Origin of the sequence: Pedobacter sp. BG31, assembly GCF_042464845.1 — a bacterium.
GTDB classification, from domain to species: Bacteria; Bacteroidota; Bacteroidia; order Sphingobacteriales; family Sphingobacteriaceae; genus Pedobacter; species Pedobacter suwonensis.
In genome coordinates this window covers 468,967-485,023 of sequence record NZ_JBHNZK010000002.1, presented here as the reverse complement: position 1 = coordinate 485,023, position 16,057 = coordinate 468,967, and the positions used below count along the sequence as shown (strand labels likewise).

Annotated in this window: 8 protein-coding genes; all 8 read right to left on the bottom strand. The window is 40.4% G+C overall.

The features are described 5' to 3' along the window. Positions 1-260 precede the first annotated feature (260 nt). On the bottom strand, positions 261-2,543 hold the full coding sequence (locus tag ACFE6N_RS05185; RefSeq protein ID WP_378934472.1) for a prolyl oligopeptidase family serine peptidase: 2,283 nt from the start codon (positions 2,541-2,543) through the stop codon (positions 261-263). Continuing rightward, positions 2,524-3,639, bottom strand: a complete 1,116-nt coding sequence (locus ACFE6N_RS05180; RefSeq protein ID WP_378934470.1) for a thioredoxin family protein — start codon at positions 3,637-3,639, stop codon at positions 2,524-2,526. The genes ACFE6N_RS05185 and ACFE6N_RS05180 overlap by 20 nt, the downstream gene beginning before the upstream one ends. Position 3,640: 1 nt before the next feature. Next, a complete protein-coding gene (locus ACFE6N_RS05175) occupies positions 3,641-5,980 on the bottom strand; it encodes a zinc-dependent metalloprotease (protein WP_378934468.1) in 2,340 nt (779 codons plus the stop codon). Between the two features lie 99 nt (positions 5,981-6,079). Further along, positions 6,080-8,539 (bottom strand): zinc-dependent metalloprotease, encoded by a 2,460-nt coding sequence (locus tag ACFE6N_RS05170; protein ID WP_378934466.1) that lies wholly within the window; start codon positions 8,537-8,539, stop codon positions 6,080-6,082. Between the two features lie 74 nt (positions 8,540-8,613). Then, positions 8,614-9,558 (bottom strand): hypothetical protein, encoded by a 945-nt coding sequence (locus tag ACFE6N_RS05165; RefSeq protein WP_378934464.1) that lies wholly within the window; start codon positions 9,556-9,558, stop codon positions 8,614-8,616. Positions 9,559-9,584: 26 nt separating this feature from the next. Beyond that, positions 9,585-11,096: a RagB/SusD family nutrient uptake outer membrane protein gene (locus ACFE6N_RS05160; RefSeq protein WP_378934462.1), complete on the bottom strand. Its 1,512-nt coding sequence runs from the start codon at positions 11,094-11,096 to the stop codon at positions 9,585-9,587. Between the two features lie 3 nt (positions 11,097-11,099). Further along, positions 11,100-14,705 (bottom strand): SusC/RagA family TonB-linked outer membrane protein, encoded by a 3,606-nt coding sequence (locus ACFE6N_RS05155; RefSeq protein ID WP_378934460.1) that lies wholly within the window; start codon positions 14,703-14,705, stop codon positions 11,100-11,102. Between the two features lie 158 nt (positions 14,706-14,863). Further along, positions 14,864-16,024, bottom strand: coding sequence for a FecR family protein (locus ACFE6N_RS05150; protein WP_378934458.1), 1,161 nt, complete (start codon positions 16,022-16,024; stop codon positions 14,864-14,866). Between the last annotated feature and the right edge of the window lie 33 nt (positions 16,025-16,057).

The window sequence follows — 16,057 nt, the reverse complement described above, 5'->3', positions numbered from 1 at the left end:
CGGTAAAAAATGTATTTTTGCCCATGTTGTATTTAGGTGTGGTAACTCAAATATAACAGCACAAAGGGTAGCTTTTATCGCTGCCCTTTTTTATAAGCAAAAAATATTTTCTCCGGACAACAGTGAAATAAATTCAGCATGACGATTACCTAAGAATTAATTATCAAACTCAAGTAATTATATGTTAAGCTAAAAAACGGAGCGGTTATCCAACCAGCTCCGCTCATCATTAACTAAAAATTAGCAACCTATTGCTATATCTATTTTCTATCTGCAGAAATGTTTTGTTCAATAAAATATTTTGCGAAATAAGCCCTCATTCGTTTCTCGAAATAAAGCTTCGCAGCGCCTTCATAGTGATGATCCTGTCCGGGCAGCACCATTAAATCAAAATCTTTGTCTGCTTTGATTAGCGCATCTACCATTCTGTAGGTATTTGCCGGATTTACATTTTCGTCAACCTCGCCGGTTACCAGCATTAAATGACCCTTTATTTTTTTGGCTAAATCCTCATTTAAAGGCATTTTATTTTCCAGTCCCTGATAAGTTTCGCCCCAGGTTCGGTTATAAATTCTATTGTCGTGGTTACCCGATGACGCTACGCCTACCTGATAAAAATCAGGATATTTGCCCATAGCAGCAACAGTCATCATACCTCCTCCGGAATGGCCGAAGATTCCTACTCTGTCTAGATCCATAAAGGGATGTTGTTTGGCCAATTGCTCCAGGGCATATTTATCATCGTCAATTGCGTAATCACGAAGGTTTCCGTAGCCATATTTGTAATATTCGGCATTACGTATGGGCGAGCCTCCCCTATGCCCAACTGCTACCACAATAAATCCTATTTGCGCCAGAGCGGCATTGTTATATTTATCAAGCACAGTAAAATCGTTCCAAACGGTTTCGATCTGAGGACCCGGATAAACCTGAGATATTACAGGATATTTTTTAGCCGGATCAAAATCGAATGGTTTCCAGATCAGTCCATACAAATCGGTTACGCCATCTTTGGCTTTTACGGTAAAGGGTTCGGCATTTTTCCAACCATAAGCATATAGATTACTTACATTTGGCCTTAATACTTCGGAAATGGTTTTGCCGTCAATTTTACGCAGCACCGTTACCGGCGCCAGATTTATACGTGAATAGTTATCTACAAAATATTTTCGGTCTGGTGAGATATAAACCTGATGGGTGGCGTTTTCAGGGGTAAGCAACTGCTCGTTTTTACCGTTTAAAGCCACCTTGTATAACATGGCATAGTAGGGGTTGATGTTACGCTCCTTACCATAACCATAGAGATAGATATCGCCTTTAACGGTATCGACAGACATGATTTTTCCGGCCGTAAAATTGCCTTTGGTAATACGGTTGAGTAAATGGCCCTCACTGTTGTAGCGGTAGTATTGGCCCCAACCTGTTCTGTCGCTCCACCAGATAATTTCCTTTCCTCCTTTTATAAATGAAACATCGAAAAAATCTTCGTTAATAAAGGGTTTGCTGGTTTCCTGTATAATGGAACGAACACTCCCCGTAGCCAGGTCTACCGCACAAAGTTCCATTTCATCCCTGCTTCGTTTACGTCTGATGACGAAAACTTCCTTTGTATTTCCCTGAGCTTCGATTACTTCCAATTGCTGATCTGGCCAGCGTTTCAGGTCTACTTTTTTGAAAGAACCGCTTTCGGCATTGCCGATATAAAGCTCATACTGCGCTACGTCCTTATCGCCCGGTAATTCATATTTATAGGTTGATACCCTTGGTCTTGGTGTGATCGCCGAGCTGACTACAGCTAGCGTAGCCACTTTCCTCGTATCTACCCTTAAGGCATAAAAATATCTGGCACCTAACCATTTTGCATTAGAAGGATAAGTTTTATCAGTAGTGTACGTACCTTTTTGATCAACACAAAACGAGAAATAAGGTTCAGCATCAAAACTCAGCTGACGTTCATTTTTCTTGTCGGCAGTTGCAGCAATGTACAAATTATGTGCTTTGCTGTAAAGCGTCCACTTACCATCTGCAGAGACACCAAAACTGACTGTTTTTGTTAATGGTGCTTTGTTAACCTTTAAGGTTATTTTTTTAGTTTCGTAGTTATAGTCGTAAGTTTTTGCGCCATATTTTATAATAACACTTTTCTCATCGTCTGAAAAATTTGCCCAATACATCACGTCCTTTTCTTCAACCATTTGCCCGGTGAGCACTTTTAATTGTCTCAGTATTTCGGGTTTATCAAATAAGCTCTGCTTTTTTCCTGTAGCTAAATTTACAATGTAATGCGTATTCTTTTTAGCGGGCGCAACAAGAGAATCGCCTGACCAATCCGGTTGTTTGCCATTTAAAATAGGTTCATCAGCGATAAACCAAAAATACCTGCCGTTTTTAAGAAAAAATGGAATCACCTTTGTGGTACCAATCAGCTTACTTAAATTTGGCGCATCAAATTTTTGAGCAGCTTTATAATTGGCTTGCTGTGCAACAGCCGCTACACTGCAAACCAACCATAATAAAATTAAACTAATTGGCTTTTTGCACATATCTCTCTTTCATAGACTTAAATAAACTTACCAGGTAAGGATTACCTGAAGTTCTGGTGATTTCATCTGAAAGCCCGGCTATCTTCGGAAATGTATAACCTTTGATAGTTCTGGCAAACGTAACATAGTCAAATAAGATATGGCGGTTGGCTTCAGAGAAAGAACCTAAATTTTTCAAAAACAAGTCGGTAACTTCCTCAATGTTTTTCTCTCCGGCTGCAATGGCAATATCCATCATCACCAACAACTGTTTTTTATCAGGCATTTCGGTATTGCGGATTTGCGTTTTGTAACGTTCGTAATCCTTCTTGTTAAAAGGCTTTACTTTTGCATAAAAACCATTTAAGGTCCACGATGCAATTTGTCTGTATACAGATGAAAGCTTTTTATCAACTGTATCCTTTGTATTTTTTGCCACAAAATCTTTCCAATGTTCGGCCAGATATTCGAAGTTAGGGCTTGAGAAATCAGACAGGTACATGGTATAGCGGTTTTCGCCAAATAAAAACCAATTTTCTGGGCTGGCTTTTTGCTCTGGTGTTAAACTGTCCATTAACTCGTTATTCAGTTCCTTTGCCCTTGATTTTTCCATCACCTTAATCTTTTGCCTGATGTAAGCCCTCATTAACCCGGGCGTACGATCGCCATGCTCATAACGGGTATTGAGGTTGGCTTCATCATTATTTGCCGTTAATCCTTTGCTGGCATTGGCGATGAAATCTTTCGCGGACATACCGCCTACAAACTTATTCCTGATTTTTCCGTCGGCATCTAATACCAGGTAAGAGGGATAAGCTTCAATGGTATACATTTTTTTAACCGATGGCCCCTCGCCTTTTTCCATATCCACTTTGATGTTGATAAAGTTTTTATTGTAAAAATCGGCAACACTATCCTGTGTAAATACATTGGCCTCCATTTGCTTGCAGGGAATGCACCACGTGGTAAAACAATCTACAAAAACAGATTTATTTTCAATTTTGGCCTTCGCCAAAGCTTCTTTCAGGCTTAGCTTTTCGAAATGGATTTCTTTTTTCTGGGCGCTTACAGCCAGGCTTAAAAAAAGCATGGTTACTGCAAAAACGATTCTTCTCATATTATCTGGCATTAGGTTCGTTATTCATTAACATCTTCATTAATTGAAAATGCTCTTTTGTTAAAGGGTCTTTGTGGGTATTGGCTACCTGGTTAATGTGTTTATTTAATGAGGTGCGGTAAGCATTTAAAACAATACTGATATCACTTAAACCAGCATCGATTTTGTTTTTTGAAATTAAAGTCAGCAGGTTTTTAAGATAGTTATACTGAATATTGCGCTGATAAGTGCTTAACGCTGTATCTGGGTTAAAATCTAAAAAGATATAATGATCTACCTGATTAAACAGATCTTTTGTGCCAAAAACATTTTTTTCTCCTGAATTTTCGGCTTCCAAAAGATTTCTGAGCAGATCGGCAGTGGTGAGGTAATTAACGATCTTGTTTGAAGTTTTTGAAACCAGTGTTTCGGTATTGGAGCCATCCATGGATTGTGCCCTATCATTTCTGGTCCATGCCGGTACTTGTTTTAATACATTTTGGTATAGAAATTCGAAGGTGGCCAGTTGCCTTGCCTTTGACACATAAACGGATGGTATACTGTTATAACCTTTCATCACCGCAAAACGCTGTTTACCACCTATATTAGGCAAAACACTGGTAGCATACTGGTCGTACGACATGATAAAATTGGCGGCGAGCAACATGTAGGTATCCCAGGTATCATCATTCATTTTAGATGCAATACCTTCCAGTTTCGGGTAGAAAGCTTTCAGTCGATTGATTCCAATCTGCGCGGCTTCTATATTTTGCGAAGATAAATCTTTAGCCTGCGCATAAGGGTTGTTCTTGTCTTCGGCCGAGTAATAAAGCGCAGGGTTTATTTTGCCTTCCTTTAAAAATGAGGCGCCATTGTTGCCATCCTGAAACTGACGGTACGCCCAGTTGATGGCCAGGTGATCATAGGCGCCTATATGCGGTAAAAACAGTTTGCTGTCAAATGTCTTTGAAGCAGGTAACATTAAATAGTTAAACTCTAACTGATCGGTAATTGAAGAGGTAAATCCATGTTGGCTTACAAATTTGGGGTCGCTGAGTTGCTGTACGGTATAAGCGGCACTTGCCGCATAGTTTGGAAGCATGCCCAGCACTTCAGCCATGGCCTGGCCAACTTTAAACTTCAGGATATCCTGGCGTACTGCGGGCGAGGCTGCATCTTTTTGGATCCGCGGATCGTAAGCCCCGCATTGTACAAAATACTTTTGCAACAGGTCGTCAATCATTAAATCGCTGAATGTTACCTTTGCAGTTTTAATTTCGGCAGTTCGGGGGTCTTCTATCAGATCTACCACTGCTTTCGAAGAAACCCCTGCCCAGGCCATCAATACGCTACCTTCTTCCATGGCTACCGGTTTACCGTTTTCGGGTAAAACAACTTTGATTGCGTTTTTAAATCCGGCACTTTCAAAGCACTTGTTCCAGGCTATAACACCATCTTTAACGGCGTTGATAAAAAACTGGGGTACTGACGCATGGATATAAACCAGAATAGGCTGCTGAGGCTCTACCAGATTACCCGCCTTGTAGCTGGCAACATCCTTTGGTTTTACCAGTAAGTTCCACTTTTTAATTACCGTATTTTTTTTAGCTGCGTAACCAGCCAACCCAAAATCAGTAAACTGGCGGGTATCAAAACCAATGCGTTTATCAGCAAGTTTGATGGGCATCTGCGCTTCAGAAAGCTGCTGTAATAACAAACCGAACTGCATGGTATTAGCTTGCTCTATACTTTTGCCATTATAATCACGTCCGGGATTATTCTGGGTTCTGACCACATTAAAAAAAACACCGTTTTTAACTGCTTCAACTTGTTCTACCCCCGATCTGCTTGGATCTGGGTTGGCCATAAGATTGTAGTTCTTAAAAGAAAAAAGTTCACCGCCCTCGATTAGTTGCCTGGTGATATCGATAATCACACTACCAGTATCTTTACCTGAAGCCTCTATTTTAAATGTAAAGCTAATGGGTTCAAGGGTTGAGCCACTCAATAATTGTGACATAGGTGCGTTGTTAACGGCCTGTTCGCTATAATTATTTCTGGTGACATACAGGTTTTCGCCCGGGCCTTTCACAAACCTAAGTATACCTGACGATTTAGAGATTGCAGAAGCACCAAAACGGATATCTCCTGCCACCAGAATATCTTTATTCAATTGGTTTGGCCCAATCTGCAGGTAATATTTTTCATCAGCCTGGTAAACGGGAAATGTACCTCCTACCAGCTGTTTTTTATCTTTAATAAACTTTTCGAAATTTAAAGAAGCACTTTGTTTTGGCTGCTGGGCTACCACTGTAGAGGTAATGGCTAAAGCCAGCAACACCATTGTTAATATTTTTTTCATCCGTATCGTTCTGCTTTTAATGATGATTAAGCCATCATGATCAATATTTTTTTTAAAAATCATTGACGGCTCCATCTGTTTATTTATGTTCACGCTGTACTAGCTTGCGGGCTTGCTCTCCTGCCATTGCTTTATCAATTCTGAAATGGCTCTCAAATGATCTTTTGACAGGTAATCGGTTTTGAGCTGTTGAGCGGCATCACAGGCTTTTTTAATCTTCTCCAGTTGCAGTTTCATTAAAATAGCTTCATTATTCCCAAAACTTGCCGGATTATATATTGAACCCAAAAGCTTGTTAATGTAATTCCGCTGAAGCATTCTGCGGTAATCGGAAATAGGCGCTACCGAATTTACATCACCAAAAATGCCCTGGTACAGGTCATCAAAAAATTCGTTAAGCGTGTAAGGGGTTTGCCCTGTAATGCGCTCGTTCTTCGAGATGGCAGAAAATTTATAAAAAACTTTTCCTAAAAAAGCTTCATAATCAGCTTGTACTTCACCGGCAAATACAAACCTGGTTTTATCGGTTATATTTTTAGGAAACAGCCAAACCGGTTCCTGAAAATAATACGTATTGATGAAGGCCATGGCCTCTTTTTGCGTGGCACGGCCTACCGGAACAAAATTGGGCTTGTCTTCTGCCTTAAGTGCCTGATCACCATATCTACCGCCTATATTTTTAACTACATGTGCCAGATATTCATTATAACGGCTTGCAACGGAAGCATGCATCCTTCTCATCATGCTGTAATTTTCATCGTCATCTTTCTCCAGCCAGTTTTCCATGTTATTCATGATGTATTTAAGGTTTTTAATACCTAAAGCACCGGCTTGCATGGCATTGCTGCCCATATCTTCTGATTGTACGCGGGGGTCGGAAAAATCGCCTTCAGAAAAATAAAACAACCGCACATCTTTACGTTTCTCCGTCACCCAGTTTTTCAAAAATTCACCCTCTTTGTAGGCATTGTTCAGTTCAGGAAAATATTTGTATCCCCATTCAATCGCAAACTCATCATATACACCGATTTTCGGATGAAGTTCTTCCGGGGTAAAACCATCTTCAGGCTGCACTACATAGTTAAACCTGAGGTAATCCATAATAGAAGCACCAAAACCATTTTTAGCTACATAATCTCGTTTACGAACACTATCTACGCTATAACTGTGGCTGCCTGCAAAATCGTGACGCAGGCCCAAGGTATGCCCCACTTCGTGTGTAATTACAGTTTGTAACATCCGGCCCATAATATCTTTCGCCAGGGGCAGCTTACGGCCTCTCTGATCCATTGCTGAACACATGACGAAGTACCAGCGCTGCATTAAATCGGTAATGTTGTGAAAAACGGCGACGTGCGAACTCAGAATCTGACCAGAACGCGGATCAATCACCATGGGACCATAAGCATTTGCAGTGGTGGAAGGTTTGTAAGAAATCACAGAATAATTGATATTATCCATAGAGAAATCAGGATCTTCTGCTGCCGTAGGTGCCATTTTGGCCACAATGGCATTTTTAAACCCTATTTTCTCAAAAACCTTTTGCCAGGCATCCACTCCGGCGATAAAATACGGCTGCAAATACTCCGGCGTATTCCTGTCAACATAAAAAACAATGGGTTGTGCAGGTTCAACCAGTTCGCCACGTTTGTATTTTTCTACATCCTGTGGTTTAGGCTCTATTTTCCAACGGGTGGCCAGGCCACGTTCCTCCAGTTTAAGGGGATTGCTGGAATAATCATTCAATCCACGTGCAAAATAACCGACCCTTTTATCGGCAAAGCGCTGTCGCATGGGTATGGCCGGCAACAAATACCAGCTTGCACCAACTTCCCATGCTGTTGGCCCATTTTGAGGAGCGTTCTGGCTTTCCTGTGGCTGCTGAGGTTCAACAGGTGCTTCGCCTGAATTGGGCTTTTGGGCTAGCGCCCCGGGCGAATAATTGCGCAATGAACGGAACACCATGTTGTTTTTGTAGGCTGAAATTTCGGTTAGCCTTGATAAATTAGCCTGATAAGCGCCCAGGCCTAATTCTTCTTTTGCGCCACTTAGGGATAATATGGGCATATCTGCATTGATTGCCGGCGTAATATCGATCAGTACCGCACCTGCATCTTTGGCGACCGGTGTAAAAGACATGATAATTGGCGATGGCCTGTGAGTAAGGGCATTATAGAAAATGCTATTGGCTTTGGGCGCATTATAGAACTGCGACTGTTCCATGTTGATTGCACCTTTTTTGTTTCTGTTGAATTTAAAAACTGCTTCGTGGACCACATCTCCGGCAAAGCCAAAACGCTTTCTTGCATCTCTTGCGACCTGCGCTGAACCTTTGTTGATGACAATCATGGCCAGGATATCACGGTTTAACAGCGAATCCTGTAACTCCAGGTAATACTTATCATCCTGCTGATAAACGTTGAACACACCTTTGTAGGATATTGCATTCTGCTTGATAAATGTGCTGATAGCAGGTGGCGATTGGGACGCCTTTTGTGCCATTAAACTGGTACTTAAGCAAAGGCCGCCCAGCAACAACAACTTTTTTAGTAGTTTCATTCATTAGTGTTAAAAAGTATTGCCTGCTGTGTGTTACAGGCAATACTTAAGTGAAAAGATAAATTGACCAATTTCTACAAGCCTCTGGCTTTATTTCCGATAGCCTGAAGATCAACCTGAAAATTGTTAATAAAGTAGTTACGAACTATAGCATAGCGTTTTTTAATGATACCATTACTGTCTTTAGTTACGTTTAAAATACCTGCGGCACTTTTGTCAGTATTAACTACAGAACGATTAAGATCTGCTTCAGAAAGTGTAACCATCGCCATCACATAAGCATTCCAATCTGCAGTTGGTGTGATGGTATTGTTAGAATTGGCAATTAAACCTTTGCTGTACGCTACCGCTTGTGTTGAGTTGGTTGAAGCGTAATCAGCGGAGTTCATAAAGTCCACAGATGGCAATATCATCCCTCTCTCATTAATGCTCTGGAAAAACACCTGATTTAATCTGGCTAAAAAAGCCAATTTCTCAGCCGCAGTTAATTGTGCAACTGTACTATTTCCGTAATTGATATAGATGTTATCATAACTATAAAATGCGGGAATCTTTTTGATGTTTTTAGTGGTAACATACGTTGGTGTAAAAACTCCAGTAGTGTAGATAGAATCTACCTTATTGCACAGCAATAACTTTGCGGGCAAATACTTTTTTAAGAAAGCCGCCGGATAAAGTGTAAACAGGCTTTTATTAATGAGCTCAACCTGAGCTTCAACAGCACTGGTTTCAGCAGGTGCCACATCAATTCCCGACCAATTTCCTGCGACATCATTCAAAACTGGTCGTTTCCAACCTGTTGGAGTCCAGTAAGCATCACGTTCTGTAAATTGATACAACATATAGCTACCGTAAGTTTTGTAATAATTTACAATAGTTTGGTCAAAGCCATTATTTCCCTGTGGCAGCTTATAAGTTAAATTGATATTGGAAGGGGTAAGTGTTTCTTCCTTTTTAGCACATGAACTAATGATAGCCATAGCTGCTAATAGTATGATGAGTTTAGAATAAATTTTCATGATTTTAAAGGTTTAATAAGAATAATTTATCTAGGATTTTGAATAAGTCCGGTGTTGGCCAGCATTACATCATAAGGGATCGGCAAAGCAAATAGCGGACTATTTGGTGGCAACGTAAACGTGCTGGTTACATTATCTGGTCCGGTATAAATGTGAGTAACGCCCATACCCCATCTTTTTAAATCAATAAAACGGTGGCAGTCTTCCAAAGCCAACTCTCTTCTACGTTCCTCTTTACAGAACGTATAAAGTGCTTGTGCATCGGTAATATTTACAGGCGTATAAACTGTATTTCTAGTATCGTACCTACTTTGTCTTAAGGCGTTCAAATCGGCCAGAGCAGCTGTTCTATCGGCGGTGTTTCCGCTAACAAGAAATCTACGGGCATAGGCTTCGGCACGGTTAAGATATAATTCAGCCACCCTAAATCCTTTAGTGCCATAAGTTGCGTTTAACGTATTTTTTGCTGTGCGATATGGAAACTTAGTGCCACTAGCTGTGGTGAACGACTGGAAATAATACTGATAACGCAAATCGCCGTAATTAGAAGTTCCGGTACCTTTATCGTACTGGTTACTTAAATCTGCCGATACGGTAAACGGAGGCAATGACCTATTATCGAAGTTAACGGTATTGATATCAGAATAAGAGCCCGAATAAATCCAGAGCACTTCGGGACTAGCTGCATTATAAATGCCATTTGGAGAAATTGCATTATTGCTTCCTACAAAGCCAGCTAAAGAAGTAAGGATAAATTTGTTTTGCAAAGTTGCGGTAGCATACTGGATGGTTTTGTCCATATCTTCGTTCCTACCTTTATATAGATAAAAACGAGATAGCAAGGCATTACATAAATCGGCACTTACTCTAAAAACGTTAGTCGGTGTAAAGTTAGCTCTCAGTAGCGGCTCAGCCCGTAGTAAATCTTTTTCAACCTGATCGTAAACTTCTTTGAGTGAATTACGAGGCAAACCACCATCTTTAACCTGACTACTAAGTACCAATGGTACACCCAATGCGGTTTCAGGATTTACACCTGCACCATTGTACATTTGACCATAAAGTGTAACCAATCTTAAATAGTAGTAAGCCCTTAAAAATAGGCACTGGCCTAAAATGGCATTTTTATCCTTTGCCGTACCCGATACATTATCCAAATAATCAATAATTACATTACATCCTTTAATTTTAGTGTAAAGTCTGGCGTATACATTAGCAGATGTACTGATGGTGTTATTTTGATCAAACATAGTTGGATTAAAAGTGAACATAGGCGTACCTGCCTGCAAGCTCGCCAGATAAGTAGGTATAGGTGCGCCGTTTACCTGTATTAAGGGATTATTTTGGATGTCATCCGTTAGTACATCAAAAGTCTCTATAGATACGCCATTGGGATAAGCATCACCGTTCATCAGTGAAGTTAAATCACCCGTTGATCCTGGGCGCATCTCCTCCTGACTATATTCCTCTAAAAACTTTTTGCAGGAAATGGAGAGTGTCATGATCAGCACCAGGCTGCATAAAAATATTTTTTTCATCACTTAAAAGCTTAGGTTTAGGTTTAAAGTATAGGTTCTGGTACGCGGTTGCCCGCCGTAGGCCACTTCTGGATCAACTCCGTTAAAATCATGACTATTGATTACAAAAGGATTAGATACGCCCCCACCCAACGACACATTTTTACACTTTATTTTTTTAACTACCGATTCTGGTAAAGTATAACTTACGTTGATGTTATTACAGCGAAAACTGGTCGCACTAACTACCCTATCAGTACTATAGTTGTAGAACATGTAGAGGTTTTTATAAGTCTGATCGTTATTTGGTAAGGCAACACCAGGCAGGCTACCATTAGGCAAGGCTGGAATTGACGCACCTGTATTAGATGGCGTCCACCTATCTAATATTAGTCTCGATAGATTTTCATATTCAGTAGGCAATCCGCTATTGTTAGACGCGTAATTGTACAAAGGCGCTAAAAATCTCTTTCCGCCTACCTGTAAATAAAAGGAACTACTGAAGCTTAACATTTTGTACCTAAAATTCATTCCTAAACCAGAGGTAAAATCAGGATCAAGCTTACCCATGTATTGCATAAATGACGTAGGGCTTTTAGGATCAGCACCTGGTGCAACACTTAAATCAAAAGTTGGCTCGCCATTAGCCGGATTAATACCCGTGTATTTAAATGCATAAAATGCTGAAACCGGTTGTCCTTCTACGTTGAGCTGACCAGAAGCAGCTGTACGCCAGCTTACCACTTGTGCACCGGTTTTGGTAACGAGGTTACGATTTTTAGATGTATTTAAACTTACCGACCAGGTAAAGTTTCTAGTGCGTACCGGTACAAAATTAGCACTCACTTCATAGCCCTCATTTTTCATTGAACCGCCATTTACGTACATGTTAGGTACGCCGTATTCCAAAGGCACCGGTAGCGTAGTGATCAAATCTCTACCTCTCTTCGTATAATATTCTATTGATCCGTTTACTTTATTTTGAAATAGATTCCAATCTAATCCTAAGTTTAAACTGGTTGTTTGTTCCCATCTTAAATCGCCGTAAGGTAAGTTGCCTATGGTAAGTAGTGACTCTCCAGTTAAGGCATCGGTTGAATTAGCTGCCTGGCCTGTAGGAAGTTTGATGATTAAATCAGGACTTATATTGGCTGCGATGTTACGTTGGTAACCGAAAGAACTGCGTAAAGCTAAACCATTTAACCAGTTACTGCTTTCAAACCATTTTTCGTTAGCAATATTCCAACGGAAACCACCAGCCCAAACGGGATTAAATTTCTCATTGGTGAATTGACCGAAGCGGTTAGATCTGTCATTTCTTACACTAAAGTTAAATACATATCGGCTGGCATAAGAATATGAAGAAGTTAGGTAAAGGCCCATGGTATTTACCCTCCTATCAGTGATACGAGGAATAGAGACTAACAAAGAATTTACTGTTTTTGCAGAAGTTACCGTTAACGGCAGCGTCGCGAATGACTTTCCTCTATCACGTAGATAACCATAAGCGGTAGCTTGATAGCCTTCGTAATTTGTACTGTTGGTTTCTATACCAAACATTGCTCCAACCGTATGTTTTCGACCGAAAGTTTTGTTAAATGACAAGTTGTTACGCCAGCCGAAAGTTCTATTGGTACTGGTTACCTCGTTAAACTCTCCACCTACAGGCAATTTGGAATTAATGTAGGCCGGATCTGAAGGTGAAATACCATATTCTGCAAACCTTAATGTCCTGGATACATATTCTGTTTTTTCAGTGGCATATGTTGAACCATTGGTGGCAGATGAATTGTAGCTAAAAAGCGTTTGGAAACGAAAATTATTGGAAATTTGATAATTCACATCCATACTTCCGTTGGTAGTTAAAACATTGTTAACGTTTCCGGTTTCATTTATCTCATTGATGATATTGAACATATAACCGGATGAGTTGCGGTAAAAACTCAATTCGCCATCAGGGTTATAAGCTGCGATTGCTCTGTTCACTTTAGTAGCATAATCATAAGGACTTACCTGGTAAAAGCCATTGGTGGTATTTTTTGACGCTGCCAAACGGATACTTAGCGACAGATTTTTGAAGACCTGAGAACTCATGGCCAAGCTACCAGTAATGCCCTTAGTGTCGTTACCTATAGCTGTACCATTATTTGTGTTATAGCCAAATGAAGAATAGTATCTGGTATTAGAATTACCGCCAGAAATACCTAAGTTATGATTGGTACTAACCGGGGCCCGGAACAAAATGTCAAACCAGTTGGTATTCGCCGTTTCCATGGCTGCCACCCTTGTATTAAACTCATCTTCCGTAATGGTTTTTAGGTAAAGATATTCATTTAAAGCACCTGCGTAACCAATGTTGTTATTCACAAACGGTGAGGTTAAACCTCTTTCGAAAATTTCCCTTGAAACGGCAACACGCTCTTTAGAGTTCATCAGATTGAGTTTCTCATAGGTTACCTTATCAGTAATACTGAAATTGGTAGAGTAGTTAATAGATGGAGGACCAACCTGTCCTTTTTTTGTAGTGATTACAATAACACCATTCGCGGCCCTAACACCATAAATTGCTGTGGCTGAGGCATCCTTTAATACGGTAATGTCTTGAATATCGTTTGGATTCAACCATCGGATAGAGTTACCAACAAAGGTTCTCAAATAGTCGAAATTATCAGAATTGATATTTCCTGCAGTATTTAACTCTTGTGCTTTAAAGGGCAGCGGATCTTCCTGAATGATACCATCTACTACCCAAATAGGTTCCTGCGAACCGACCAAAGTAGACGTCCCCCTTACTCTCACGTTTTGTTTAGTGCCCACCATACCGCTGGTATTGGTTACTACTACCCCTGCAAGTTTACCTTGCAAAGCCTGTTCTAGCGTATTGATCCCGTTTAGGTTTAAATCCTTAGCTTGAACGGTAGCTACAGAGCCAACTACATCAGCTTTTTTAAGTATTTGGTAACCGGTAACCACCATTTCTTCCATTTCTTTAGCAGCCATGGAAAGCGTTACATCTATTACAGATTGATTGCTAACGGAAACCTGTTTGCTTTCCATACCTACAAATGAGAAGATTAGAGTAGCGGGTTCCTGCGCAGATACATCAATTTTATACCTTCCCTCTTTATCTGTAGCTGTTTTTACATTTAATTCTTTTGAAAATACAGTTACACCCGGAAGGGAGCGATTTTCGGTATCTGCTACCCTACCCGTAACCATACGGTATTTACCCGCTGGCCTGGATGCGGGAGGTCCCATTTCTTGAGTAACGGTTTTCGATTTGATAATAATCGTTTTATTCTTAATGGAATAACTTAGCGGCTGGTCTTTAAAACACGCTGCCAATGCACTTTCCAGAGAAGCATTTTTTACGTTTATGGTTACCGGTGTCGTTTCGCTGATATGACTGGAAGTATATACGAAGTCGTATCCGGTCTGTTTTCTGATCTCTTTAAAAACATCGACAATTTTGGCATTACTTTTTGACAGGGTAACAGTTTGTGCTTTACTGCTACCTAACTGAAAGGCAAAAATGGCAAACAAAAGTATGGCTACCTTTGCTGTAAAGCCCATATTCAGCCCAGTTCGACAGGCGCATGGCCCATCGTACAATGAAATGGATTTTTTCATACATTTGAATGGAATACCACATGCGGGCGCAATGGTATCCTGGTTTGTTTGGTTGTTTGGTTTAGTTGAATATATTCTTCATTTATACCGCTCCAAATTTACTGCCGGGGGTGCTTCATCTCACCTCCGGTTCTTTCTGGAAACGTAGCTATGTAAATTTATGGCATCACGATTACCCTCCTTCCTTCAATTTTGAAATGTACACCGCCGGTTTCTTCAAGCGACGAAAGTACATCCTCTAAGGGTTTATTTCTGGAGATGGCCCCTCCAAAGCTTTCTTTGGTTACCGGCCCGTTATAAACTACTTCTACATCATACCACCTGGCAATATCCTGCATAATCCTTTCTATCCCCACATTTGTAAACTGAAAATTGCCGTTTTTCCAGGCGATAACATCATCCACATCAACTTTATTTATATTAATAAGTCCATTAACAGCTGTTGCCTGCTCGCCGGGAACTATTTTTTTAGCGGAGTTACCATCAACCACTTTTACACTGCCCTCTAGCAGGGTGGTTTTAAGTGATGGTTCATTATTGTAAGCCCTTACATTAAAGTGAGTACCCAATACCTCAACAGATTTGTTATTAACCGTAATAATAAAAGGCCTTCTTTTTTGAATGCCATTAACAGCTGTATTTACTTTTGCCACTTCAAAATAGGCCTCGCCCTGTAACTTTAAACGCCGTTCGAAGTTTGATGAAAAATTTGCAGGCAGCGAAATGCTGCTGGAAGCGTTAAGCCAAACTTTTGTACCATCAGGCAGTTCCACCTGGTAGGTGCCTCCGTTTGGGGTTTTAATCTCCATCTCTTTGGTTACAGCACTCGTTTTATCTAAAGCTATTCCACTTCCATCTATATATTCGAGATCAGCAGAATCGATTTTTAAGCCGGGTTTACTATTGCTTAACTGCAAAATCTTTCCGTTAGATAGTTTCAGAATAGCCGTATTGGTTCCGGGTAAAATCTCACTTTTAGTTTTTTCAGGAGAAATCAGCATGTTAAACCAACCGGATTGGTAGGCAAAAAAACCAATAGCGAACACCAGTATAGCTGCTGCACTTGCAAACCAGATCGGAAAAAGTTTTGATTTTAAGGGTTTCACTTTTTCTTCTTTAATCCCGATATCTATTTTAGCATAAAGACTTTTTTCCAACTCATCAAATCCGGTATAGTTGGTTTCCCGGAGATCGAGTTCTTCATCATTAAAAGAAGCATACCATTGCTCGTAGAAGGCTTTTTCTTCTGGCGTAGCAGTTCCTTGTTGCCACTTAAAGGCAATTTCTGGTATGGAGTAGGTTTTGTCGCGTTGATCCAATTGTTTGCTGATTTAACATATAGTCACATCAAC

Coding starts and splice junctions, on each gene's coding strand:
- ACFE6N_RS05180 (WP_378934470.1), bottom strand. CDS start 3,639: ATGAGAAGAATCGTTTTTGCAGTAACCATGCTTTTTTTAAGCCTGGCT.
- ACFE6N_RS05155 (WP_378934460.1), bottom strand. CDS start 14,705: ATGAAAAAATCCATTTCATTGTACGATGGGCCATGCGCCTGTCGAACT.
- ACFE6N_RS05170 (WP_378934466.1), bottom strand. CDS start 8,539: ATGAAACTACTAAAAAAGTTGTTGTTGCTGGGCGGCCTTTGCTTAAGT.
- ACFE6N_RS05165 (WP_378934464.1), bottom strand. CDS start 9,558: ATGAAAATTTATTCTAAACTCATCATACTATTAGCAGCTATGGCTATC.
- ACFE6N_RS05160 (WP_378934462.1), bottom strand. CDS start 11,096: ATGAAAAAAATATTTTTATGCAGCCTGGTGCTGATCATGACACTCTCC.
- ACFE6N_RS05185 (WP_378934472.1), bottom strand. CDS start 2,543: ATGTGCAAAAAGCCAATTAGTTTAATTTTATTATGGTTGGTTTGCAGT.
- ACFE6N_RS05175 (WP_378934468.1), bottom strand. CDS start 5,980: ATGAAAAAAATATTAACAATGGTGTTGCTGGCTTTAGCCATTACCTCT.